The 23,120-nt window shown below is 42.1% G+C and carries 25 protein-coding genes; 5 read left to right on the plus strand and 20 right to left on the minus strand.

Going from position 1 to position 23,120, the window contains the following annotated elements; genetic code table 11:
- Nucleotides 1-16 precede the first annotated feature (16 nt).
- The gene (mutS, locus tag AAEU31_RS06475) at nucleotides 17-2,590 is read left to right on the plus strand and encodes a DNA mismatch repair protein MutS (protein WP_421966811.1); all 2,574 of its coding nucleotides are present in this window, start codon (nucleotides 17-19) and stop codon (nucleotides 2,588-2,590) included.
- A 95-nt stretch (nucleotides 2,591-2,685) separates the two neighbouring features.
- Here mutS and rpoS read toward each other — a convergent pair whose 3' ends face one another.
- From rpoS to AAEU31_RS06530, 11 genes are read right to left on the minus strand one after another with little or no spacing between them, the layout of a single operon-like run.
- Nucleotides 2,686-3,669, minus strand: coding sequence for an RNA polymerase sigma factor RpoS (rpoS, locus tag AAEU31_RS06480; RefSeq protein ID WP_135926011.1), 984 nt, complete (start codon nucleotides 3,667-3,669; stop codon nucleotides 2,686-2,688).
- A 60-nt stretch (nucleotides 3,670-3,729) separates the two neighbouring features.
- Nucleotides 3,730-4,554 carry a peptidoglycan DD-metalloendopeptidase family protein gene (locus AAEU31_RS06485; protein ID WP_421966812.1) on the minus strand — a complete coding sequence of 275 codons (825 nt, stop codon included), beginning with the start codon at nucleotides 4,552-4,554 and terminating at the stop codon, nucleotides 3,730-3,732.
- A 41-nt stretch (nucleotides 4,555-4,595) separates the two neighbouring features.
- Complete coding sequence (locus AAEU31_RS06490) at nucleotides 4,596-5,174, minus strand: YqaA family protein (RefSeq protein ID WP_135926013.1); 579 nt, start codon at nucleotides 5,172-5,174, stop codon at nucleotides 4,596-4,598.
- 11 nt (nucleotides 5,175-5,185) lie between these two features.
- Nucleotides 5,186-5,824, minus strand: coding sequence for a protein-L-isoaspartate(D-aspartate) O-methyltransferase (locus AAEU31_RS06495; protein WP_135926014.1), 639 nt, complete (start codon nucleotides 5,822-5,824; stop codon nucleotides 5,186-5,188).
- On the minus strand, nucleotides 5,814-6,578 hold the full coding sequence (gene surE / locus AAEU31_RS06500; protein WP_135926015.1) for a 5'/3'-nucleotidase SurE: 765 nt from the start codon (nucleotides 6,576-6,578) through the stop codon (nucleotides 5,814-5,816). The genes AAEU31_RS06495 and surE overlap by 11 nt, the downstream gene beginning before the upstream one ends.
- Nucleotides 6,579-7,607, minus strand: coding sequence for a tRNA pseudouridine(13) synthase TruD (gene truD, locus AAEU31_RS06505; protein WP_421966813.1), 1,029 nt, complete (start codon nucleotides 7,605-7,607; stop codon nucleotides 6,579-6,581).
- Entirely contained in the window at nucleotides 7,607-8,086 is a 480-nt protein-coding gene (gene ispF / locus AAEU31_RS06510; RefSeq protein WP_135926017.1) for a 2-C-methyl-D-erythritol 2,4-cyclodiphosphate synthase, read from the minus strand. Before ispF ends, truD begins: the two co-directional genes overlap by 1 nt.
- Entirely contained in the window at nucleotides 8,083-8,784 is a 702-nt protein-coding gene (ispD, locus tag AAEU31_RS06515; protein WP_135926018.1) for a 2-C-methyl-D-erythritol 4-phosphate cytidylyltransferase, read from the minus strand. The genes ispF and ispD overlap by 4 nt, the downstream gene beginning before the upstream one ends.
- Entirely contained in the window at nucleotides 8,774-9,064 is a 291-nt protein-coding gene (gene ftsB, locus AAEU31_RS06520; RefSeq protein WP_135926019.1) for a cell division protein FtsB, read from the minus strand. The genes ispD and ftsB overlap by 11 nt, the downstream gene beginning before the upstream one ends.
- Nucleotides 9,065-9,086: 22 nt before the next feature.
- Nucleotides 9,087-9,719: a hypothetical protein gene (locus tag AAEU31_RS06525; RefSeq protein ID WP_135926020.1), complete on the minus strand. Its 633-nt coding sequence runs from the start codon at nucleotides 9,717-9,719 to the stop codon at nucleotides 9,087-9,089.
- A 59-nt stretch (nucleotides 9,720-9,778) separates the two neighbouring features.
- The gene (locus AAEU31_RS06530) at nucleotides 9,779-10,261 is read right to left on the minus strand and encodes a DUF2947 domain-containing protein (RefSeq protein WP_135926021.1); all 483 of its coding nucleotides are present in this window, start codon (nucleotides 10,259-10,261) and stop codon (nucleotides 9,779-9,781) included.
- A 63-nt stretch (nucleotides 10,262-10,324) separates the two neighbouring features.
- Here AAEU31_RS06530 and AAEU31_RS06535 point away from each other — a divergent pair, with 63 nt between their 5' ends.
- Genes AAEU31_RS06535 through AAEU31_RS06545 form a run of 3 tightly spaced genes read left to right on the plus strand, consistent with a single transcriptional unit; the run spans nucleotide 10,325 to nucleotide 12,648 of the window.
- Entirely contained in the window at nucleotides 10,325-10,558 is a 234-nt protein-coding gene (locus tag AAEU31_RS06535) for a DUF1653 domain-containing protein (protein ID WP_421966814.1), read from the plus strand.
- A gap of 52 nt (nucleotides 10,559-10,610) precedes the next feature.
- A complete protein-coding gene (locus AAEU31_RS06540; RefSeq protein WP_421966815.1) occupies nucleotides 10,611-11,459 on the plus strand; it encodes an AAA family ATPase in 849 nt (282 codons plus the stop codon).
- A gap of 1 nt (nucleotide 11,460) precedes the next feature.
- Complete coding sequence (locus AAEU31_RS06545) at nucleotides 11,461-12,648, plus strand: vWA domain-containing protein (protein WP_063703231.1); 1,188 nt, start codon at nucleotides 11,461-11,463, stop codon at nucleotides 12,646-12,648.
- 121 nt (nucleotides 12,649-12,769) lie between these two features.
- Here AAEU31_RS06545 and AAEU31_RS06550 read toward each other — a convergent pair whose 3' ends face one another.
- The 6 genes from AAEU31_RS06550 to tkt all read right to left on the minus strand — a co-directional run bounded on the left by AAEU31_RS06550 (nucleotide 12,770) and on the right by tkt (nucleotide 18,872).
- Entirely contained in the window at nucleotides 12,770-12,937 is a 168-nt protein-coding gene (locus tag AAEU31_RS06550) for a hypothetical protein (protein ID WP_421966816.1), read from the minus strand.
- Nucleotides 12,938-13,063: 126 nt separating this feature from the next.
- Nucleotides 13,064-13,720, minus strand: a complete 657-nt coding sequence (locus tag AAEU31_RS06555) for a hypothetical protein (RefSeq protein ID WP_421966817.1) — start codon at nucleotides 13,718-13,720, stop codon at nucleotides 13,064-13,066.
- A gap of 365 nt (nucleotides 13,721-14,085) precedes the next feature.
- Nucleotides 14,086-15,318, minus strand: a complete 1,233-nt coding sequence (locus AAEU31_RS06560) for an NRAMP family divalent metal transporter (RefSeq protein WP_421966818.1) — start codon at nucleotides 15,316-15,318, stop codon at nucleotides 14,086-14,088.
- A gap of 240 nt (nucleotides 15,319-15,558) precedes the next feature.
- A complete protein-coding gene (gene hpf, locus AAEU31_RS06565) occupies nucleotides 15,559-15,915 on the minus strand; it encodes a ribosome hibernation-promoting factor, HPF/YfiA family (RefSeq protein ID WP_135926025.1) in 357 nt (118 codons plus the stop codon).
- Nucleotides 15,916-16,097: 182 nt separating this feature from the next.
- Entirely contained in the window at nucleotides 16,098-16,409 is a 312-nt protein-coding gene (gene ppnP / locus AAEU31_RS06570; protein ID WP_135926026.1) for a pyrimidine/purine nucleoside phosphorylase, read from the minus strand.
- Nucleotides 16,410-16,880: 471 nt separating this feature from the next.
- Entirely contained in the window at nucleotides 16,881-18,872 is a 1,992-nt protein-coding gene (gene tkt, locus AAEU31_RS06575) for a transketolase (RefSeq protein WP_138557258.1), read from the minus strand.
- Nucleotides 18,873-19,138: 266 nt separating this feature from the next.
- On the opposite strand from tkt, the gene metK reads away from it, so the two are divergent.
- On the plus strand, nucleotides 19,139-20,290 hold the full coding sequence (metK, locus tag AAEU31_RS06580; RefSeq protein ID WP_135926028.1) for a methionine adenosyltransferase: 1,152 nt from the start codon (nucleotides 19,139-19,141) through the stop codon (nucleotides 20,288-20,290).
- A 52-nt stretch (nucleotides 20,291-20,342) separates the two neighbouring features.
- Here metK and AAEU31_RS06585 read toward each other — a convergent pair whose 3' ends face one another.
- From AAEU31_RS06585 to AAEU31_RS06595, 3 genes are all read right to left on the minus strand, one after another.
- Nucleotides 20,343-20,747, minus strand: a complete 405-nt coding sequence (locus AAEU31_RS06585) for a diacylglycerol kinase (RefSeq protein WP_235403578.1) — start codon at nucleotides 20,745-20,747, stop codon at nucleotides 20,343-20,345.
- Between the two features lie 80 nt (nucleotides 20,748-20,827).
- The gene (locus AAEU31_RS06590) at nucleotides 20,828-21,469 is read right to left on the minus strand and encodes an START domain-containing protein (RefSeq protein WP_421966819.1); all 642 of its coding nucleotides are present in this window, start codon (nucleotides 21,467-21,469) and stop codon (nucleotides 20,828-20,830) included.
- A 5-nt stretch (nucleotides 21,470-21,474) separates the two neighbouring features.
- Complete coding sequence (locus tag AAEU31_RS06595; RefSeq protein WP_135926031.1) at nucleotides 21,475-22,995, minus strand: CYTH and CHAD domain-containing protein; 1,521 nt, start codon at nucleotides 22,993-22,995, stop codon at nucleotides 21,475-21,477.
- Between the last annotated feature and the right edge of the window lie 125 nt (nucleotides 22,996-23,120).

Raw genomic sequence — 23,120 nt, forward strand, 5'->3', positions numbered from 1 at the left:
GCCTTTGGGTAAATACATGTCGTTTGATCTTTATGCACCGCACACTATAAAACAACAAACCCCTATGATGCAGCAGTATCTAAAAATAAAAGCCGAGCATCGGGATATTTTATTGTTTTATCGTATGGGCGATTTTTACGAACTTTTCTTTGATGACGCTAAACGTGCAGCGCAACTTCTTGATATTTCTCAAACTCATCGCGGTAAAGCCGGTGGTGATCCAATACCAATGGCAGGTGTGCCTTATCATGCCGTTGAAAACTACCTAGCTCGCCTTGTACAAATGGGTGAATCAGTAGCTATCTGCGAGCAAATTGGCGACCCCGCCACCAGCAAAGGCCCGGTGGAACGTAAAGTTGTGCGTATTGTTACCCCTGGCACAATTTCTGACGAAGCGTTACTACAAGAGCGCCAAGACAACCTTCTGACCAGTGTTTGGCAAAACAAGCAAGGCTTATATGGAGTTGCCTATCTTGATATAAACTCTGGTCGATTCAATGTATTAGAAGTTAATACTGATGAAGCATTTAGCTCAACATTACAGCGTTTAGCACCGGCAGAGCTACTTTATAGTGAAACCTTTGCGAATGTGCACTTAATTGAGCACATTAAAGGTGCACGTCGTCGCCCTGAATGGGAATTCGATCTAGATACTGCGCAGCATTTACTGTGCGACCAATTTGGCACTAAAGATCTGGTTGGTTTTGGTGTAGACAAAGCACATGCCGCTTTAGTGGCTGCGGGCTGTTTAATGCAATACGTAAAAGATACGCAGCGCATTGCCCTGCCGCATATTCGTGCCATTACCCTTGAGCAAAACGAACATGCAGTGATCTTAGATGCAGCAACCCGTAAAAACCTTGAACTTACAGTTAACTTATCAGGCGGTTACGAAAATACCCTTGCGCAAGTACTTGATAAAACGGCGACAGCGATGGGTTCACGCTTATTAAAACGCCGTATTCATACACCGGTGCGCAGTAAAACAGAGCTCAACTCTCGACTCAACGCTATTAGCGCCATTATTGATGCGCAATTATGTGGTGAACTGCAAGAGTCGTTGAAACAAATTGGTGACATTGAACGTGTCATTGCCCGTTTAGCACTTTGTACCGCAAGACCGCGTGATTTAACGCGCCTGCGTAGTGCACTGCAAGCACTAGCACCACTACACGAATTACTGACGGATGCTAATGACCCGCGTATTAGCCAAATCATTGCTCAGTCGCAACAGTTACCTGAACTACAAAATTTACTCGAACGTGCTGTAATCGAAACCCCACCAGTACTTATTCGTGATGGTGGCGTTATTGCCCCGGGTTACAACAGTGAGCTTGATGAATGGCGTGCACTAAGCCAAGGTGCAACCGATATTCTTGAAAAGCTTGAAGAGCGTGAGCGAGAGCGCACTGGCATTAGCACTTTAAAAATTGGCTACAACAAAGTGCATGGCTTTTTTATTGAAGTAAGCCGCGCCAATTCTCATTTAGTGCCTGCAGATTATATTCGTCGCCAAACGTTGAAAAACAATGAGCGTTATATTATCCCCGAGCTAAAAGAGCATGAAGATAAGGTACTCGGTAGCCAATCAAAAGCACTTGCGCTTGAAAAACAGCTTTACGAGCAACTGTTCGAATTTATTGCTCCGCACATTGAACAGTTACAAACTATGGCTGCCGTACTGGCTGATTTAGATGTTTTAAATAATTTGGCAGAACGAGCACAAGCGCTTAATTATGCTAAGCCAACACTGTGCGATAACGATAATATCAGTATTAAACAAGGTCGCCACCCGGTGGTTGAACAGGTAATGAAAGACCCGTTTATTGCCAACCCAGTGGAGCTTAATAACGACCGTAAAATGTTGATTATCACAGGCCCAAATATGGGTGGTAAATCAACCTATATGCGTCAAACTGCACTTATCGTGCTAATGGCACACATTGGCTCTTATGTACCTGCAGATAGTGCTGAAATCGGAAATATTGACCGTATCTTTACACGTATTGGGGCAAGCGATGATTTAGCATCAGGGCGTTCAACCTTCATGGTTGAGATGACAGAAACGGCAACTATTTTAAATAACGCCACAGCACAATCACTGGTGCTAATGGATGAAATTGGTCGCGGTACTTCGACCTATGATGGTTTATCGCTAGCCTATGCAACAGCTGACTATTTAGCTTCAAAAATTGCCGCTAAAACCTTATTTGCAACTCACTATTTTGAATTAACAGAGCTGGCCGAGCAGAAAACAGGGTTGGTAAATGTGCATTTAGATGCCATTGAGCATAACGACACAATTGCCTTTATGCATACTGTGCTTGAAGGCGCAGCAAGCAAAAGCTTTGGCCTACAAGTTGCTGCCTTGGCCGGTGTTCCAAAAGCGGTGATCCAACAAGCCAAACAAAAGCTAAAAATGCTCGAAAACCACCAACCTGTCACGGCCCCCATTGAGCAGCAACAGCAAACATTAAGTTTTGATGATGAACCGTCTGAGCTTGAATTAACCTTAAAACAACTTGATCCAGACAGCCTAACGCCAAGACAAGCACACCAACTACTGTATCAATTAAAAGATTTACTGTAGGTATAATATAGATATAAAAAAAGCTGACGCAATGTCAGCTTTTTTGTGTGTTCTAGACCCTAAAGCCTATGTATTGTTGTCTAATTTGCTATATATCAAGTGAATTGATCAAATAAGCTATCAGTGCTTAAACCTTCATGTTGCAAAATGTCTTTTAAGCGACGTAATGCTTCCACCTGAATTTGTCTTACACGCTCACGTGTTAAGCCAATTTCACGACCAACATCTTCTAAAGTTGATGGCTCATAACCGAGTAAACCAAAACGTCGAGCGAGTACTTCGCGTTGTTTAGGGTTTAACTCACCTAACCAATCAACAATGTGTTTGTTAATGTCGTTATTTTGTACTTCTCCCTCAGGACCAGAGCCTTTTTCATCGGCTATGATATCAAGCAGAGCTTTATCGTTTTCACCACCAATAGGAGTGTCAACTGAAGTTATCTTTTCATTTAAACGCAGCATTTTAGTCACGTCTTCAACCGGCTTATCTAAGCACTCTGCAATTTCTTCTGCGGTTGGTTCGTGGTCTAACTTCTGGGTTAGTTCACGTGCAGTTCTTAAATACACATTTAGTTCTTTAACTACGTGAATTGGTAAACGAATTGTACGTGTTTGGTTCATGATGGCGCGTTCAATGGTTTGACGGATCCACCATGTTGCATAGGTTGAAAAGCGAAAACCACGTTCTGGGTCAAATTTTTCAACAGCTCGGATAAGGCCTAGATTACCTTCTTCAATAAGGTCAAGTAGTGCAAGGCCACGATTGTTATAACGGCGGGCAATTTTCACTACTAGACGTAAATTACTTTCAATCATTCGCTTGCGAGAGGCTTCACAGCCTTTCAATGCTTTGCGAGCAAAAAATACTTCTTCTTCTGCACTTAACAGTGGAGAAAAACCAATTTCACCTAAATACAGCTGGGTTGCATCTAAGTTTTTAGCAACTTCGTCTTTTGCAAATATATCTTCTTCGTTATCAACTTCTTCTAATAGTTCAGAAGCATCATCTTCGACTACCGTGTCATCAAATTTATCGTCAATCGCGTCAGTTGTTTTCTCTAGTTTTGCTGTGTGACCCATAAGCGTCCTCCCGAGCAAATATGTGATTGAGCTAAATCACTTTTATCAATACCCTAATGGCTAAGGTAGATACTTAGCAGGATTGACTGCTTGACCCCGATAACGAATTTCAAATCTCAAAGCCGTAACCGAAGAGTCTGAACTGCCCATTTCTGCTATTTTCTGCCCTGCCTTTACTTCCTGTTTTTCCTTTACAAGCAACGTTGAATTATGCGCGTAAGCACTTAGGTAATCATCATTATGTTTCAAAATAATTAAATTACCGTAACCTCGCAACGCGTTACCCGCGTATACCACAGTTCCGTGTGCAGCAGCTAAAACAGAAGCCCCCTCTTTGTTAGTGATCTGTAACCCTTTAAAGCCGTTTTCTTTATTAGAAAAGCGTCGCGTGACCTTGCCCTTAGCCGGCCAGCTCCATACAACTTTAGAATTAGAATTACCGTTTTTGTCACTAATTATTTTGTTGGCTTGTTTCTGAACATACTCTCGTTGTTTTGGCTGATCAAGCTCTTTCTTTAATTTTTTGTTATTTTTTTGTGTGGAAAAAGTAGACTTTTTACTCGAATTCGTATATTTTTTCGCCTTTTTGTATTTTTGTTCCTGCTTTGTAATCAAGATACGTTGGCCGGGAAAGATAGTGTAAGGTGCTGGAATATTGTTTATTTTTGCGAGGGTTCGAAAATCTCGTTGAGAACTAAAGGCAATTGAATATAAAGTATCACCCTTTTTCACTGTGTATTTTGAGCCTGTGATATTTACTTTGCGCGTCGTCGGCTTTACATGATTATCTAAACTACTGACCGGAGCGGGTGCTTCGCGAGACGTACAGCCAAAGAGCAAAATACTAGTAAACAAAGTAACATAGACTGTTATCTGCCTGCTCATCGTAAAATGCTCCTTATCGTACTAACTAATGGTTTTATGGCTTATCGTAGTAAAAAGTACGCAACCACCACTAAAACAACCAATCCCCAGCCAAGGGCTTCAACATATTGACGTAATTTTTGCTCCATTTTAACTCCACCCCATTTCATTAGTGCCGAAACAAGAAAGAAACGTGCCCCACGACCAACAGCAGAAGCAAGTAAAAATGGTAAAAATGCCATCTGCATTAGACCTGCGCCTATGGTAAATACCTTATAGGGGATAGGCGAAAATCCAGCTAAGAAAACCACCCAAACACCGTAATTTTCAAACCAGCTTAGGGCTGTATCAAATTTAGCTTGCCAACCCATTTGCGCAATAAGAGGTTCAACGACTGGTTCGAATAACCAAAAGCCAAGTAAATAACCTAAAATACCACCAATCACAGAAGCAATTGTGGTAAAACTAGCAAAGCGCCATGCTTTATCTGGCTGTGCAAGCGACATCGGTGCTAGCATGACATCAGGCGGCACCGGAAAAAAAACAGATTCAGCAAAACTCATCCCTGCTAAATAACGCTCAGCATGTCGGTGTTTAGCCCATACAAGCGCCATATCATATAACTTAGTAAACAACTTCAAAGTATTAGGTCCTATTCAATATCACCAGGCACCAAAGGTACAAATCTCACTGGTGCAACTTTATGTTCTGTAAATGTGTCGCCATTTCTAACAACCATCATTAATTGCTGATCTTGCTCACCAATGGGTGCAATCATCACGCCACCATCAGCAAGTTGTTCAAGTAATCCGTGCGGCATTGTTGCTGCCGCAGCAGTGACAATGATCCCCTCAAAAGGCGCTTGTGACTGCCACCCTTGCCAGCCATCGCCATGCTTCATGGTGACATTGTATAAATCAAGCTTATGTAAGCGGCGCTTCGCTTGCCACTGTAGTGCTTTAATGCGCTCAACTGAGCACACTTTGGTGAAGGTTTTAGCTAAAATCGCTGTTTGGTAGCCAGACCCAGTGCCTATCTCAAGCACTTTATCGCGAACCCCAGCTAAACGAAGTAACTCTGTCATACGTGCAACAATGTAAGGCTGCGAAATAGTTTGCCCTTGACCAATTGGTAATGCGGTATTTTGATAGGCTTTATGCTGTAAAACATCATCAACAAAGATATGGCGAGGCGTTGTTGCAATTGCCTCTAGCACGACACTGTCTTCGACACCCTCGCGCTTTAATAATTCAGCTAATGCAAGTGCACTGCGATTATAATTAGTCAGCACCATTAATCTCCATATTTGCTAACCAGCTATCAACGGCTTGTAGGCTTTCTTTAGCCGTCATATCAACACTAAGTGGTGTGACTGATGCGTAGCCATTATTAATGGCATAAAAATCAGTGCCTTCCCCTGCATCACTTTCAGCACCCAAGGTACCATACCAGTATATATCGCGGCCCCATGGATCTTGCTGTTTAGTCATGGTTTCGGCTTTATGGCGTGCTCCTAAGCGTGTTACTTTCACGCCTTTTAATTCAACAAGTGGCACGTCAGGTACGTTTAGATTGATAATTTGATCTTTTGGTAACGGGTGCGAAGCTAATTCTTTAATGATACTCACAGCAACAGCGGCGGCGGTTTCAAAATGATTCCCTTCTTTAGAACACAAAGATACGGCGATAGCCGGAAGCCCTAAATGGCGGCCCTCGGTTGCAGCAGCAACAGTGCCCGAATACAAAGTATCATCACCTAGGTTGGCACCATGATTAATGCCTGCAACCACAAGATCCGGCTGCTCATCCATTAACTCATTGACACCAAGGTGCACACAATCAGTTGGCGTGCCATTAATTGAAATAAAACCATTTTCTAAGGTTGTTGCACGCAGTGGATTCATTAAGGTCAATGAATTACTTGCACCACTGCAATTACGATCAGGTGCAACAAGTGTCACATCAGCAATTTGGGTCAGGGCTTGATATAAAACTGCGATCCCTTTTGCATTTACACCATCATCATTACTTAATAAAATTTTCATCTACGCATCCTTTTGTTTTTGTTCTTTTGGGCTGGCATCTTGATAGTCCACCAGCTCACGCAACAAGGCTGTGGCAAAACACCCTTTTGGTAACCCAAAGCTCAGCTTTAAGGTTGTCTCGTCTAGGGTTTCAACCGCTAATGAATCTGGGATCAAACGTAACATTCTACGCTCGTTTTTAAGACCAAGTTCGCTAAGGCCAGCTATCCAAGACTGATAAGGTTCGAGCCACGTTTTTTCGGCCTCGGTAAGGCCTTTTTCACCTTTACCAACCATAGGGGCCGACATCACGATATCGCCAGACGCTAAGCGGGCAATATTATCGTCGCTAATGTTATCTTCAAAAAAGGCATTGCTGCCACTTAACATAAATACTTCGCGGTGCATGGTTTTCGCAAGGCCATGTTCAGCAACGCGCAAGCTCACAATTTCATTAAACACATAAGAGCGCGCTGCAGAGATCACTAAACCTCGTAATTTTTTGTCGCGAATACGCTCTCCGGCAAACATGCGTTTTGCCATTTCAAGGTTGTGCCCACCATGACCAAAGCGTTGTTCACCAAAGTAATTAGGCACACCGGCACGCACCGCGTTAATACGGCATAAAATATCCAGTGGTTCAGTCACATTACGTAAAGTGATGGTGAAGCGGTTGCCTTTATGGCAGCCAGTTCTGAGTTTGCGATTGTGGCGCTGTTGCGAAATAACAAAAAACTGCTCGTTATTCAGTTCACTAAATTCAATATGCTTTTTAATTGGCACTGGCACACTATACCATTGTGTACATACACCATGACGGTCTTTTAAGCCCGCATAACTCACATCACGCGGGGAAACACCGGCTTTTTCAGCAATACGTTTAGCAACAAACTGAGTGTTTTCACCTTTTTTTACCACTTGTAAGCAGACATGCTCACCAGAGCCTGTAAACTCAATGCCCAAGTCTTCATCAACCATAAAATCTTCGGCAGTGGTTTTAAAATCAGCTTTCGAAAGAGGTTTGCCGTAAAGGTAATTTAGTTCACTCATCAATCTTGCTTTCTCATAATTACAACAGCATGGCTTGAGATACCTTCTTTACGACCTTCAAAGCCCAACTTCTCTGTAGTCGTTGCTTTTACATTCACTTGTGAAATATCTGCTTCAAGGTCTTGGCATAAGTTTTCACGCATTGCTTGAATATGTGGCAACATTTTGGGGGCTTGAGCAACAATCGTGACATCGGCATTGCCAAGAACGTAACCTTGCTCTTTAGCAAGCCCAACCACGTGGCGTAGCAAAATTCGGCTATCAATATTTTCGTATTCGCTCGCAGTATCAGGGAAGTGCTTGCCAATATCGCCCATTGCAAGTGCACCTAATATTGCATCGCATAAAGCATGAATTGCCACATCACCATCAGAATGTGCTAAAAAGCCTTGTGGATAATCAATTTTTTCACCACAAATCACCAGTGGCCCTTCGCCACCAAATTTGTGTACATCAAAGCCATGGCCAATTCGAATCATGAGGTACTCTCGTTTTGTTGTTTTTGCAATAAAAATGCTGCTAAATCTAAATCTTCAGGGGTGGTGATTTTAATATTATCACTGCGACCAGCAACCAGCTTAACAGGCTGTTTGGCCCATTCAATTGCCGATGCCTCATCTGTAATAGTCACACCACTTTGAAGGGCATTTGATAGCGCATCGGTCAGCAATTTGTAAGGGAAAAACTGAGGGGTTAGCGCCTGCCATAAATCGTCACGTGGCACTGTTTGCTCACTGTGGGTATGACCGCGCTTAATGGTGTCTTTTACTTTTGATGCCAAAATACCGCCTTCATTGGCAGCAGTACATTCAGCGATTAAACGCTGAATATCTGCCAAGCACACTAACGGTCTTGCCGCATCGTGAACAAGTACCCAGTCAGGTGGATTATCGGCAAGTGATAGCAAAGCGTTTAGCACTGAATCGGCGCGTTCTTTACCACCACTCACACGTTCAATTCGCGCATCTATATACGGTAAATCGGCAAAATAGCCATCATCATCACTAATAGCGACTTTTATGGTATTAAGGCATTCAAGCTCAGCAAGCTTGCTTAAGGTATGCTCTAAAATAGTTTTACCCGCAAGCTCGATATATTGTTTAGGCGCCGAATGTTGCATTCGACTCCCTACTCCCGCAGCGGGAACAATTGCGGTAATAATTTGTTTATTGTTCATTATACTGCTGACCTGGTAATACTCGAATAAAGGTTTCACCAGGTTTAATCATTCCTAATTCGTTACGCGCTCGTTCTTCAATACCCTCTTGACCAAGCTTTAAATCTTTAATGTCGGCTTTTAGTACCGTATTACGTTTTAATAATTTAGCATTCGTATCTTGATGTGATGCTACTGCTTGTTTTAAACGAGTGTAATCTTGCACTCCATTATGGCCAAACCACAAACGGTACTGAATAAATAATGCCAAACATAACAAGGCGAATTGAAAAACCCGCATTGAACACTCCTTCGCGGTTAAATTAAGTCAAAGGGCGTTTTAGATTACGCCAATTTATATTACTTGCTAGTAGCATTTCTCTTAATGACAAACGCTTAGGTGTTATGCGCTTATTGTATTGCCACTGATGACCACAGCATGCAGCTGTCATAACCAATTTTGATGGCTTTAATATTTGCGCTGGTATGTGTTCTAGTGACTCTCCCGACACATCAAACCAACCTAGCTCATTACAATGTACCTTATTGTCGCTTACTTGATCTAAGCTGTCTATGCGCACCCTTGTACATTGCTCATCATTAATTAACACAGGAACAATTAACCCGCGCTTAGCATATTTAGTGTAAAAATTTTTTGAGTCTTCTTTACTGTAGACCGGAGGCGATGCCTTTTGTTTCTCGAGCCAACTACCATTTTGCGAATCAAGTTGTAATGGTGCATCACCGCTTACGATACGCATCGCTAAACGCTCTATGTAGTAAGGCAAACTTGCTAATAAGCGTTTTAGCCTTGCTGCATCAGGTTCATCAACTAACCGTGGGATCTCACGAGCATAAAACGCGTTACATAACTGTGCATACAATGCTCGTTCGGCATCTGTTTGCCAAATTTCAGCTTGTTGTGACGTTTCACTTTGTGAATGAGAAATAGACAATGCGCGCTCTTATAAAACAATTGCTTGACTGTTTTATAGCATAGAGCGTTTATTGAGCGCTACTTTACTGCACCTTTTTTACCCAGTTTTGCATTACCAGATTCTAAAAACTGCACCACAGCATCACGCTTTTTACCTAGCAATAAACTACCATCGGCTAAAAACATAAAGTTTTGCCAACAACGCTTAAATACGGCAAAGCTGGTTTCGATAATATTGTCGCGCGCCATACAAAAATACACGGTCGTATTGGCTTCCCACTCTAAATGGTTAAGGATTTCTTCAGGTAGTTGCTCATCACCCGCTTCCCATGCATTTTCCCAGTTAACAGTTTCAGAAAAACTGTCATCTTTACCGCACCAATCTGTTTTATCAAAAAAGTCAGGGTGATCATGCTCACGGCTTACCATAGTGGTCCATAAAACCGCTGCACGCTCAGCTGTCATTGGTTTTATTTGTGCGGCATCTTCTGCGCTTATCGGCATATCTTTATGACGAAAAACCCAGGCTTTTTTGTATTCATCTAACGAAATATAATTCATAGTTTAGGCAGTTTGTTTCAGGGTAAAATGTGCAAACTGCAATTATACCCAAATGACTCCAAGATGCGAGATAAACACATGACAATCAAACCCGGCATTTACCAACATTATAAAGGCCCAAAATACAAAGTAGAGTATGTTGCCACACACAGCGAAAGCAATGAGCCACTTGTTATTTACCAAGCGCTATACGGAGAATTTGGTATGTGGGCACGCCCGCTTAGTATGTTTACAGAAACGGTCACAGTAGAGGGTAAAACCGTACCACGCTTTGCATACCTTTCAGACGCCGACTAACTGTGGCATCATGACGTTATTAATCACTGCTCAGACCAGATAAGGTGACATCGTGCTTTTTAATTCAACCGATAACTACATTGCCAGTAATTCATTAAAACAAGCGGTTAACGCAGCTATCTTGCTCGAAAAGCCCCTGCTTATAAAAGGTGAACCCGGCACAGGTAAAACCATGCTGGCCGAAGAGCTTGCCAAAAGCTTAGACACCACGCTAATTCAATGGCACATCAAATCAACCACTAAAGCGCAGCAAGGCCTGTATGAGTATGATGCAGTATCTCGTCTTCGCGACAGTCAATTAGGTGATGAGCGTGTGCACGATATCAGCAACTACATTGTACAAGGGAAACTATGGCAAGCCTTTACTTATGGTGAGCAATATAACAAACGCCCTGTGTTATTGATTGATGAAATTGACAAAGCCGATATTGAATTTCCCAACGACTTGCTATTAGAGCTCGATAAAATGGAGTTTCATGTTTATGAAACCGGTGAGCGCGTTGTTGCTAAGCAACGTCCTATTGTGATCATCACGTCAAATAACGAAAAAGAGCTGCCAGATGCCTTTTTACGTCGTTGTTTTTTCCATTACATTGATTTTCCTAGTAGTGAAGAAATGGCACAAATTATTGATGTGCATCACCCGCATGTTAAACAAGACTTAGTACGCCAAGCACTTGAGGTGTTCTTTAATCTTCGTGAAGTTAATGGCATTAAGAAAAAACCATCTACCAGTGAATTACTCGATTGGTTAAAGCTACTGATGGCTGAAGATATAGACGCTAAAACATTGCATGATAAAAGCCAAAAAGGCGGTTTAATGCCAATGTTTGGCGCGTTATTAAAGAACGAGCAAGACATTAGCTTAATCGAAAAACTTGCGTTTATGAGCCGCCGTTAAGATGTTAATTGCGTTTTTCTTTAAGCTTCGCGAATACCGCTTACCTGTTAGTTTGCGAGAACTACTTGATTTGATCAATGCGCTCAAGCAAGGGGTTATTTTTGCCGATGTTGACGCGTTTTATTACTTAGCGCGTACCATCATGGTTAAAGATGAAACCCACTTTGATCGCTTTGATAAAGCCTTTGCAGATTACTTTAGTGGCGTGGCCGACCTTGATCTGCTCGAAAGCTTAAAACAGCAACATGCCTTGCCTGATGATTGGCTGCGTAAAGAGTTTGAAAAGCACTTAAGCGAAGAAGAAAAAGCGCAACTACAAGCTATGGGCGGCCTTGATAAACTCATGGAAACCCTCAAGCAACGCCTTGAAGAGCAGCAAAAGCGCCATGCGGGGGGGAATAAATGGGTCGGTACCGGTGGCACTTCACCATTTGGCGCCTATGGTTATAACCCTGAAGGTGTGCGCATTGGTCAAGACGGTAACCGACATCGCCGTGCCGTTAAAGTATGGGATAAGCGCAGCTACCGAAACCTTGATAGCGACCGTGAAATTGGCTCACGCACAATTAAGCTTGCCCTAAAAAAACTGCGTAAATTTGCCCGTACTGGTGCCAGCGATACCCTCGATTTAACCGAAACCATCCGCGCAACTGCAAAGCAAGGCGGCATGCTCGATGTAAAAATGGCACCTGAGCGCCACAATGCAGTAAAAGTATTGATGCTGTTTGATATCGGCGGTTCAATGGATGATTACATTCATACCTGCGAAGAGCTATTTAGCGCCGCTCATAGCGAATTTAAGCACCTAGAGTTTTACTATTTTCATAACTGTTTGTATGAGCATGTTTGGCAAGATAATCAGCGTCGTCACTCAAACGTAATTGATACCATGACCTTGATTAACAAGTTCACCAGCGACTACAAGGTGATCTTTGTTGGCGATGCCACCATGGGCCCCTACGAAATCGCCTACCCCGGTGGCAGCGTTGAGCATTGGAATGAAGAACCCGGCAGCGCTTGGCTAAACCGCATAACTAATCACTTTGATAAAGTCGCTTGGCTCAACCCGCAACCCGTTGAACATTGGCGCTATTATCAATCAATTGATTTTATAAAGCAGTTAATGGATAACCGTATGTATCCACTCACGCTAGATGGGATTAGTAATGCAATTAGGGAATTGAGTTAAGGCTGTGAATTTTTGTTTAGCGTTCAACGCTAACCTTATGATAGGCCTTATATCTTATACTCTTGATAATTAAACTTAACTTGAATTCTTAAGAAAAAACTAACTGATGGTTTAATGTTAATTAAAATGTTTCACAAAAATACTCATCCTCAATAAATGTATCATCCATATCTCCATCACCGTCTAAATCATATTCGTATAAGACTAAGCCACATGTTTCACCAAAATCGTTTTCATATTCCCCCCAATAAAAATAATCAGCATTTAGATCTCTCTCATAAGCATTCATTCAATCATCAACCTCTTCATACCAATCCGCTAAGTCATCTTCTACTGAATCGTCATCTTCGTCATCACTATTAAAAAGCCTGCTGTTATATTGAATGTAGGAAATTTGGTTATGCCTTTTTTCATTTTATGAAAAAGCGTAGTGGTTATTAACCAGTTGTTTTTCAACAAGGTGCATGATGTTATCGAGGTTATTAATTTTAGGATCTAATAACTCAGGAGTGATCAATGCTACTTTAACTATTGTTTTATTTACGTAGTTTTGTATTAGCTTTTTAGGGTCCGAACTGGTTCCTAAAAAAGACTTTTCATGGATTGCTACTTTTGCTAAGTGATAATTAGTACCATCAAAGTACACATATGAATCTTTTTCACGGCTTAAACGCAACCTTATTTTTAAAGAAATCACAGCCGCCTTTTGCTCATCAGTTTTAGCGCGTGATAAAACATAAAAGTACCTATCACTATCTGCTAACCCTGATTCCGATATGTTATCTATTTGGGATATCGCTTCTACAGCAGGGCTAACTCGCCAATAACTATTACCCAGTAAATGCACCCCTTTTCCCGTTCCTTCTTTAATTACAATTCCACTTTGTGAATTGACAGTATTCATCGTTTTTACTTTTACGTTCGGATCATATTGCATTGGCTCGTTAAACAATTGTGCCATCCACTTAGGTGCATGGTAAGTTGAAGAGGTTCGCTCAAGCTTCTCGCTTGCTGAAGATACAAAAGATATTGATAGACATAGAATAAATAAAATTTTTGAAGAAATAGACATAACAATTTTCCCTTTGACAAGATTGAGTAGAACCCAGACATTAGCTTCATTTACTTTAAATAAAAACGATCTGAATATCTTTTTTATATCTATTTTATGTACTTTTGTACCTTTTTAACTGGCCTAAACACAAAGCTTCCAAACAACTTATTAGAACTGGATAATTAATTTGCAACGGCCATCATGACTTTATAAAACAGTTTATACACAACGCCATATATGCACCCTAGCTAAGATCAGTACTGCGGTAAGGGAGTTGAGTTAAGATTGTAGGCGCGATTTTACATCGCGCAAACTTTACTAATAACTTAAAACTTAAGGCTTACGACTGCTTCATCGTTGGGTTTCGCTTCGCTCAAACTAACCTACATTATCTTCCAAACCAAAAACACCAGCGCAAAGCCCACCAAATAAACCAAGCCTAGCCAGCTTAGGGTGCGTAATAAAGGTGAGTGATGAATGCTGGGTTCTGAGCGCACTAAACTAAAGTTCAGCCACGCAAATACTGGAGTAGTAACAAAAGCGAGGGTCATAGCAAAAGTAAGCATTGGGCCAAGGGCCGATTTAAAGAATAAAATCACAGCCATGCCAGCAAATGCTTGCAGTAATAACCACATATTTAAACTGTGTTTAGACTGTTTAATCGGTAGCAGTTTATGCGACTCATTTAATGTTCTGGCGTAGCCGTCAAGTACCGTCAGCGTGGTACCAAACATACATAAAAAAGCGATACCTGAAACCAGCGGCCTTGCCCACTCCCCCATGGTGAGTGCATACATATCAATCAACTGTTTGGCAAACGCCACGCCACCTAATTGAACTGCCTGCACGTGACCATATTGCACCAACACACCTAATGAAAAAAACACTAACGCCAGTGCTGCGGTAAGCCAGTAACCCAAATTAAAATCAAACAAGCCTTGTTGTTTTGTCACCGCTTGTTGATGTTGCTTTTCTTTTAGCCATAACGAGCTAATCGCTGAAATTTCGATAGGTGCTGGCATCCAGCCCATAAGTGCCACCATAAAGCCAAGCATGGCAAGTTCATAAGGCGATGGGCCCACATAGTCAACAGGAGCCATAGGACCATTATTAATAGCGACAACTAACGCAGCTAAGGTGGTAACCGTTAACAGCCCCATAATTAGCTTTGAAACATTATCGAGCGCCTTAAAATGCCCCAACAACAAAATAAGCAAACACACAGCTAAAATCAGCCAGCATAATAGCGTTACAGAAACCGTAACAGGCAATGCGTAGTGCAGCAGGCTGGCCGTTAATAATAAAACTCCAGCGGTGTTCACCACAGCGGCAACAATATTAAGCGCAATAAAACTATAGAAATACCCCGGCCCTTTTTGCTTGTAGCCCTCAACTAAACTTTGTTTGGTCGCAAGGGTGTACTCCATGCCAAATCGAAAGAATGGGTACTTCAATACATTAACTACTATGATTAGCCAAAATAATTGCCAACCGAATAACGACCCTGCTTGTGTTGATGCCACTAAGTGTGAGCCACCAATGGCAGCTGTGGCCATTAAAATACCCGGCCCTAATGCATTTAATTTAGATTGCCAATTTGATACTGCTGATTGCATATGCTTTGTGTGTTTTATTCTTAGTAACAAGCAACTTACAGCGTTTTAGGTGAGATTGGAAGCAGAGCACGTTAGCAAGTTAGCTAACGAATCAAGTAACTCGCTAACTTTTGGAACTTCAATCTGACGGCTGAATATTAAAACCAAAAAAGCCAAACGTTTCACAACGGTTGGCTTTCTTAGTTTGATTGTAAACGCTAGATTCTAGCTAAACCTAGCGCGGCACTTTATTAAGTAAAATTAAGTTAAATCCATTTCCTGAATAATTTCGTGGGCAATTTCCGGAGTTGTACTGACCGGCTTTTCGTGTAGTTTGGCTTTCATTTGCCCTTTACGATGTTTCAATGATGCATCTAGTTTTTTTGCAGCATTTGCAATTGCTGGGTACATCACCTCGTCTTCACCTTTTACTGATAAGCGTGCGCCTTCATAGGTCGTGCTTATCTCAGCTTGGTATTTGTGATGCTCTTTTGAAAGAATAATATCGAGAGATATTAATGATGGAAAATGGCTAGCAATTTTCGAGAACTTCTCGTTGATATGAGCTCTAACAGCCTCAGTAACGTCAACATGATGACCAGAAATATTAATCTTCATAGGGTATCCTTTTTTCTTGTTACCTCACAGTTAGTATTGGGGGCGAATTGAATTAACACAAGCGAAAATTGCAGATAATTAGTAATTGATTGTAACCACAGATGATTTAGATCATGCGTTGCGGATAAAATATGCAAAAGCCCGCATCACACGGGCTTTTTATAAAGGTTAACAACAGTTCATTAAGTGTACGAACAACAGTAGTCAGCAAAGTCTGATACCTTCACGCGGAATGTCACGTGTGCGTCTACGTTAAATGAATCTCCAGCTTTCATGGCTTGCCACTCAGTTTCGCCAGGCAGTAATACTTGCCACTCTCCTGCTAGTAACTCCATATGCTCTTTCTGATTTGTACCAAACTCAAATTCTCCCGGCTGCATAAAGCCCAATGTTTTAGTGCTGCCATCGGCGAATAGCACAACACGGCTCGAAACTTTACCATCAAAATAGACATTCGCTTTTTTTACAACACTTACACTGTCAAACTGAGTCATACTTACTCCTGTTATGTTTTATTATTAACGTATAAACATTGCCAGTTGTCGGTTTAGCATTCAAGAGTGGCTGGGTGAGAAATAATCAAGTCGGGTTAGCTGTCAGTTTTAAGCCGATCGTGCAATGGTGGTAGGTCGTGCTTTAGCGCGAGTATCTGCATGATAAGCGACGACATTACTTTACCTCATCCAATGCATTATTCTTGCTTTAGTTTGAGTTCAAAAATATGGCTTGAACGCTTTGTTACACACCTCACATCCATGCTCAACTGATACCATAATTAGGTATCTATTGGTATTAAGGACTATATCATAGCTGAAAGCTGACAGCTTAGAATGTGTTGGACTTCAATCCGTTATACCCAACCTAACAGCTCTGAGTGTGTTGGATTCATTCCGATCCCAAAACCGGCATAAAAAAACCCGCACTGTGGCATACAGGGCGGGCTTTTAAATTTTAGTGGCTTAAGCTTAGAACAAAGCGTTTGCTTTGTTTACGATGTTTTCAACAGTGAAACCAAAGTGCTTGAATAGCTCATCAGCAGGAGCTGACTCACCGAAGGTCGTCATACCTACTACTGCGCCATTTAGGCCTACATACTTGTACCAGTAGTCTGCGATACCCGCTTCGATTGCTACGCGGCGTGTAACGCTTGCTGGTAGTACGCTTTCTTTATATGCAGCGTCTTGCTCATCAAATAAATCAGTTGAAGGCATAGATACCACGCGTACTTTTTTACCTTGTGAACGCAGTTCTGCAGCTGCATCTTGTGCAAGCTGTACTTCAGAACCTGTTGCGATAAGAATAAGCTCTGGCTCACCGTCACAGCTAAGTACGTAACCACCTTTTTTCACATCAGCTAACTGCTGTGCAGTACGCGCTTGTTGCTCAAGGCCTTGACGAGTGAAAATAAGTGACGTTGGGCCATCTTTACGCTCGATAGCTTGTTGCCATGCAATCGCAGACTCTACTTGGTCACATGGACGCCAGTTCACTAGGTTAGGCGTTAAACGCATGCTTGCAATTTGCTCTACTGGTTGGTGCGTCGGACCATCTTCACCTAGACCAATTGAGTCGTGCGTGTATACGAAGATACTTGGTTGCTTCATTAGTGCAGCCATACGTACTGCGTTACGTGCGTATTCCATGAACATTAAGAATGTAGCACCGTAAGGAATAAAGCCTTTATGCAGTGCAATACCATTCATAATCGCTGACATACCAAATTCACGTACGCCGTAGAAAATGTAGTTACCGCTTGCATCGTTTGCTTCTAAGCCTTTTGAGCCATCCCAAAGTGTTAAGTTAGAACCAGCAAGGTCAGCAGAACCGCCCATGAATTCTGGTAGTAACGGACCAAACGCGTTTAGTGCATTTTGTGATGCTTTACGTGTTGCTGGGTTTGCAGGGTTTGCTTGTAGCTCTTCGATGTAAGCTTGTGACTTTTCAGCCCAATCAGCTGGTAGCTCACCGTTTGTACGGCGTTTAAACTCAGCTGCAAGCTCTGGGTATGCACTTTCATAAGCGGCAAATTTTTCATCCCAGCTAGCTTCTAGTTGCTTACCTTTTTCTTTGCCATCCCACTCGCTGTAGATTTCAGCTGGAATTTCAAATGCATCACCTGTCCAACCTAGGAACTCACGAGATGCTTTGATTTCGTCTTCACCTAGTGGTGCACCGTGACAGTCGTGGCTACCTGATTTATTAGGTGAACCGTAACCAATGATTGTTTTACAGCAAATTAGTGATGGTTTATCAGTAATGCTACGTGCTTCTTCGATAGCGGCGCGAATTGCATCAGGGTTATGACCGTCTACATCGCTTACTACGTGCCAACCGTATGCTTTGAAGCGCGCTGGTGTATCGTCACTGAACCACCCTTCTACTTCACCATCAATTGAGATGCCATTGTCATCCCAAAACGCAACTAGTTTACCTAGGCCTAATGTACCGGCTAATGAACAGGCTTCGTGAGAAATACCTTCCATTAAACAGCCATCACCCATAAATGCATAGGTGTAGTGATCAACAATATCGTGGCCTTCACGGTTAAACTGTGCAGCAAGTGCTTTCTCGGCAATTGCCATGCCCACAGCATTTGTGATCCCTTGACCTAATGGACCCGTAGTGGTCTCAATACCAGGCGCATAACCATATTCAGGGTGGCCCGGTGTTTTTGAGTGCATTTGGCGGAAGTTTTTAATCTCTTCGAGTGGTAAGTCATAGCCACTTAAGTGCAGTAGAGAATAGATCAGCATTGAACCGTGACCATTCGAAAGAATAAATCGATCGCGGTCTGCCCACTCTGGATTCGTAGGGTTGTGCTTTAGATAATCGCGCCATAGTACTTCTGCGATATCTGCCATGCCCATAGGGGCGCCAGGGTGGCCAGATTTGGCCTGTTGTACTGCGTCCATTGATAAGACGCGAATAGCATTTGCAAGTTCTTTGCGTGATGGCATGAATTCTCCTACCTTTATGTATTTGCGCTGGTTGTTTATGAAGCTCCATTCTTACTTATTGTAAGGGTACAGTGCAATTAAAAATCCGCATTAAATGCACCGTTTATGGGCGTTTGTTAAGAACAATACGTTATTAGTAATTTTAAATGGACGTCTAGGCGTAAAATTACTATGCAAACATATTTGTTTTAGATAAAATACGCCCCTTATTTTTTTAGCGCTATTACCGACGTTTGTGGAGCGCAATATTTGTGAGCAGAAATACAATGGCAAAACATTTATTTACTTCTGAATCTGTTTCTGAAGGTCATCCGGATAAAATCGCGGACCAAATCTCTGACGCGGTTCTAGATGCTATCTTAGAGCAAGATTCTCATGCCCGTGTTGCATGTGAGACATACGTAAAGACTGGTATGGTTATGGTTGGTGGTGAAATCACTACTAGCGCTTGGGTAGATATCGAAGAAATTACACGTAAAACTGTACGTGAAATCGGTTACACGCACTCAGACATGGGTTTCGATGCTGACTCGTGTGCAATCCTAAACACTATCGGTAAACAATCTCCAGATATTAACCAAGGTGTTGACCGTGCTCGTCCAGAAGACCAAGGCGCTGGTGACCAAGGTTTAATGTTCGGTTATGCATGTAACGAAACTGACGTTTTAATGCCTGCACCAATCACTTATTCACACCGTCTAGTTCAGCGTCAAGCTGAAGTTCGTAAGAGCGGTGAGCTTAACTGGTTACGTCCAGATGCAAAATCTCAAGTAACGTTTGCATACGAAAATGGCAAGCCTGTTGGTATTGATGCAGTTGTTCTTTCAACTCAACACTGTGATTCAATCTCACAAAACGACTTAGTTGAAGCGGTAATGGAAACTATCATTAAGCCGGTTCTTCCTGCTGAGCTTATCTCAAGCGCGACTAAGTTCTTCATCAACCCAACTGGCCGTTTCGTAATCGGTGGCCCTATGGGTGACTGTGGTCTTACAGGCCGTAAAATCATCGTAGATACATACGGTGGTATGGCTCGTCACGGTGGTGGTGCTTTCTCTGGTAAAGATCCATCAAAAGTTGACCGCTCAGCTGCATATGCTGCACGTTACGTTGCTAAAAACGTGGTTGCTGCTGGTCTTGCTGACAAGTGTGAGCTACAAGTTTCTTACGCTATCGGTGTTGCAGAGCCAACATCTATCAGCATCGAAACATTTGGTACAGGTAAATTAGATGAAGCACGTCTAATCGAATTAGTGCGTGAGCACTTCGACCTACGCCCTTACGGCTTAATCCAAATGCTTGATCTTGAGCGTCCTATCTATCAACCGACAGCGGCTTACGGTCACTTCGGTCGTAATGAGTTCCCTTGGGAAAGCACAGACAAAGCAGACGCACTTCGCGCAGCTGCTGGCCTGTAATAGGTTAAATAAAATGAAAAAAGCGCCGTTTGGCGCTTTTTTTGTATTTGATTTAAAGGTAGGAAACTATTTTTTCGTAAACAGCCACACCCCATACCAAGGCTAAAACCACCAGCGACAATGTCACTGCCGCAGAGGCCATATCTTTGGCTCGCCCAGATAATACATGATACTCAATGCCAACTCGGTCAGTCAGCGCTTCTATTGATGAGTTAAGTAACTCGACGATTAATAATAATAAATAGGGAATAAACAACACTAACCAGTGATTAAGTGACTGCGCCAATACGACCGACAAGGGTAACAAACACAGTCCTAAATAAATTTCAGAACGAAATGCAGACTCTTCTTTAAACGCCGCTTTAAAGCCTTTAATCGAGCATTTAGTTGCTTTTAAAATGCGTCCAACACCAAGGCCATTTGGCTTATTGACCAGGGGGATTTTTGGTTCTTTCATTTTTTACCTACTGCCTCAGAATTAACCTGATCATAATAATAAACTCTTACACTGTCACCATAAGACTCTTGTTTTAATTGCTAGCAATTACCGGGGATGCTGCTGGTTTTGGTGCGCGAAAACTGATTATTAGTTAACTGCTCTCTGAGCGATTGTAGTGTTTTATAAACACTTTTTAATGACACTTTGTTACTTAACCAATAAGGGATAGAGCCACTCGGATCTGCATAAGCTTGATGGCTGACCAACAAATTACTTTGTTGCTGCACTAAGCGCCAATATGCAGTGAGGTTTTTAATTCGTACAACCCCTGCCACTTCTGCTTTTGCATAGGGCTGGCTTTTAATTTGTAGCTCAGTTTTATGCTCACCTAAAGCGCGATAACAAGAGTAACTCACCAAGTCTCGATCTGATACCGGCCAAGGCGAGTTAAAGTGGGTATAAACAAGAGTTTCTGAGGGACTTAAGCGCTCCATTAAGGTTACGCTTTTCACGTTTTCGAGCCAATTAGGCGCGTTTTCTGTATCACTTAATAACGCCATAAAGTCACTCGCTTTGGCGTTTTTAACCAGCACAGAAGCATTAATTTCTATAATGCCGGTGTCATGCTTTTTATAACTAACCTTGATGTCGTCTTGTTGCTTGTAGATTTGCCATTCAATCGGGTTAGCACAGGCAGATAAACTCAGCCAAGCTAACCCAACTATTAAGCAAAGACGCACTTTATTTATAGCCAGTAAGGGTCTGTGTCGAATGTAGCGTGACGGCTTTGCTCCATTGCACTTACTAAAAATTCAGATTTTTGCTCCAACCAAGACTGTATTTTTGCAAGTTCTAAATCTTCATGACCAGCACACAGCTGTTTTAGATACTCAAGTGTACTTAGTTCATAAATACCATGAGAGATATCTAACCATGGAATACGAAACTCACTACGGTCGTCTTTGTTAAATAGCGCTCCTAAACAATTTCCACTAAGCAGAGAATTTTCTAGGCGCGTGCGCAGTGCTAAGTAATCTTTGTCTGTAAACACTTTTTGCTCTGGAATGAGCTCATGCATATCGTGCCAATCTTTAGCAAATAAACGTTTTGCAATATCAGCAACGGGCTCTTCAGCCGCTTTAAACTCAGCTTGTCCCCATGATTTACGCCACTGTTTTTCTATCAACCATGTAGTTAGTTGTAACAATAAACGATTATAGCGAGTACTATGAAACAGCTCTTGTACATCTTCGATGCTTGGTTGTAACTGTTTTAAGTCGTTGATAACTTGCGTGAGTTCTGGCGCACTATTAATTTTTTTATAATAAGCGTGGCGTTTAGACGTGTAGGTTTTTAACTGAATTGCATTTTCTACCCACGCTAGTTCGCTTAGCAGCCATTTTAGCTCTGTACGTAATAAATCAGTGTCATCTTTACTTACTATGTCATCAAACAACCAGAAGGTGTGGCGAATCAAACGAATTCCATCGGTCACACGTTTAAGGGTTTTTAGGCTTGGCTTGATGAAGTAACAAGCTTCATGTTTTTGCACAAAGCGAATTGCATAGTTGATGCTTTCTATAAGCGCTTGCTCTTGCGTTGCATCACGCTTTAACGGCACAAAACCAATTGATTTGCTTGCTTTTAACGGATTGTCATCAGCAAGGCGATAACCACGAGCTGCTTTAGAGTATAAGCCTAAACGCACATTACTTTCGCGCACTAGCTTATCGGCTAAAGCAAATAACTCTTGGCGACTACCTTCTACTAGCTCAACTTCTAGTTCAGAAATGGGTTCAACTTTGCCCGACGCAGAAATCTCACCTTTATCAAGCACTACTTCAATCTTTGCACCGCTGTCAGTTTCGATTAACCAAGTACGGCGAATAAAATTAGTACTAAAAATTGGGTATAGATTATCGGCTATTGACCCAACTTGCATACCATGCGGCCAAATTGCAGCATCAAAAGCAAGTAAATCAGGGCGTGTACCCTCAAGCGGTAAGTTGTATTCAGGGCGTTGATGTAAACCACCAACTACTTCGCCTGCAAGCTTAATGGTTTGCTCGCATTGGTTATCGCAGCAACGCGTACGTAAACCAATATCTAATGCGCGCAATTCTCGGCTTGGTGTATCGTAATAAGCATTTTGTAAGCTACGTGAGGGCTTGTTTGTAACGGTTTTTGCAAATTGAGTAATTAATGCGGGGATCAGTGGAACAACGGCATCTGACACCAAAAACTTCAGTTCTATCTCAGTATCCATTCGCTTTGCGGAGTACATTTAAAATAATTAAGTGATCAAAATAAACAAAGCAGCTACTTAATGCAAACTTTTTCCTGAATTTTAATCTTGAGCTTGGCTATGGATTACAATATCTTCCTTGCTAT

This window comes from Pseudoalteromonas thalassia, assembly GCF_049257215.1.
In the GTDB taxonomy this organism is placed as follows: domain Bacteria; phylum Pseudomonadota; class Gammaproteobacteria; order Enterobacterales; family Alteromonadaceae; genus Pseudoalteromonas; species Pseudoalteromonas lipolytica_C.

Coding starts and splice junctions, on each gene's coding strand:
- metK (WP_135926028.1), top strand. CDS start 19,139: ATGGCAAAACATTTATTTACTTCTGAATCTGTTTCTGAAGGTCATCCG.
- ftsB (WP_135926019.1), bottom strand. CDS start 9,064: ATGCGGGTTTTTCAATTCGCCTTGTTATGTTTGGCATTATTTATTCAG.
- AAEU31_RS06550 (WP_421966816.1), bottom strand. CDS start 12,937: ATGAATGCTTATGAGAGAGATCTAAATGCTGATTATTTTTATTGGGGG.
- AAEU31_RS06485 (WP_421966812.1), bottom strand. CDS start 4,554: ATGAGCAGGCAGATAACAGTCTATGTTACTTTGTTTACTAGTATTTTG.
- tkt (WP_138557258.1), bottom strand. CDS start 18,872: ATGCCATCACGCAAAGAACTTGCAAATGCTATTCGCGTCTTATCAATG.
- ispD (WP_135926018.1), bottom strand. CDS start 8,784: ATGAACAATAAACAAATTATTACCGCAATTGTTCCCGCTGCGGGAGTA.
- hpf (WP_135926025.1), bottom strand. CDS start 15,915: ATGAAGATTAATATTTCTGGTCATCATGTTGACGTTACTGAGGCTGTT.
- AAEU31_RS06585 (WP_235403578.1), bottom strand. CDS start 20,747: ATGAAAGAACCAAAAATCCCCCTGGTCAATAAGCCAAATGGCCTTGGT.
- mutS (WP_421966811.1), top strand. CDS start 17: ATGTCGTTTGATCTTTATGCACCGCACACTATAAAACAACAAACCCCT.
- truD (WP_421966813.1), bottom strand. CDS start 7,607: ATGAGTGAACTAAATTACCTTTACGGCAAACCTCTTTCGAAAGCTGAT.
- ispF (WP_135926017.1), bottom strand. CDS start 8,086: ATGATTCGAATTGGCCATGGCTTTGATGTACACAAATTTGGTGGCGAA.
- surE (WP_135926015.1), bottom strand. CDS start 6,578: ATGAAAATTTTATTAAGTAATGATGATGGTGTAAATGCAAAAGGGATC.
- AAEU31_RS06595 (WP_135926031.1), bottom strand. CDS start 22,995: ATGGATACTGAGATAGAACTGAAGTTTTTGGTGTCAGATGCCGTTGTT.
- rpoS (WP_135926011.1), bottom strand. CDS start 3,669: ATGGGTCACACAGCAAAACTAGAGAAAACAACTGACGCGATTGACGAT.
- AAEU31_RS06535 (WP_421966814.1), top strand. CDS start 10,325: ATGCGAGATAAACACATGACAATCAAACCCGGCATTTACCAACATTAT.
- AAEU31_RS06530 (WP_135926021.1), bottom strand. CDS start 10,261: ATGAATTATATTTCGTTAGATGAATACAAAAAAGCCTGGGTTTTTCGT.
- AAEU31_RS06545 (WP_063703231.1), top strand. CDS start 11,461: ATGTTAATTGCGTTTTTCTTTAAGCTTCGCGAATACCGCTTACCTGTT.
- AAEU31_RS06560 (WP_421966818.1), bottom strand. CDS start 15,318: ATGCAATCAGCAGTATCAAATTGGCAATCTAAATTAAATGCATTAGGG.
- ppnP (WP_135926026.1), bottom strand. CDS start 16,409: ATGACTCAGTTTGACAGTGTAAGTGTTGTAAAAAAAGCGAATGTCTAT.
- AAEU31_RS06555 (WP_421966817.1), bottom strand. CDS start 13,720: ATGTCTATTTCTTCAAAAATTTTATTTATTCTATGTCTATCAATATCT.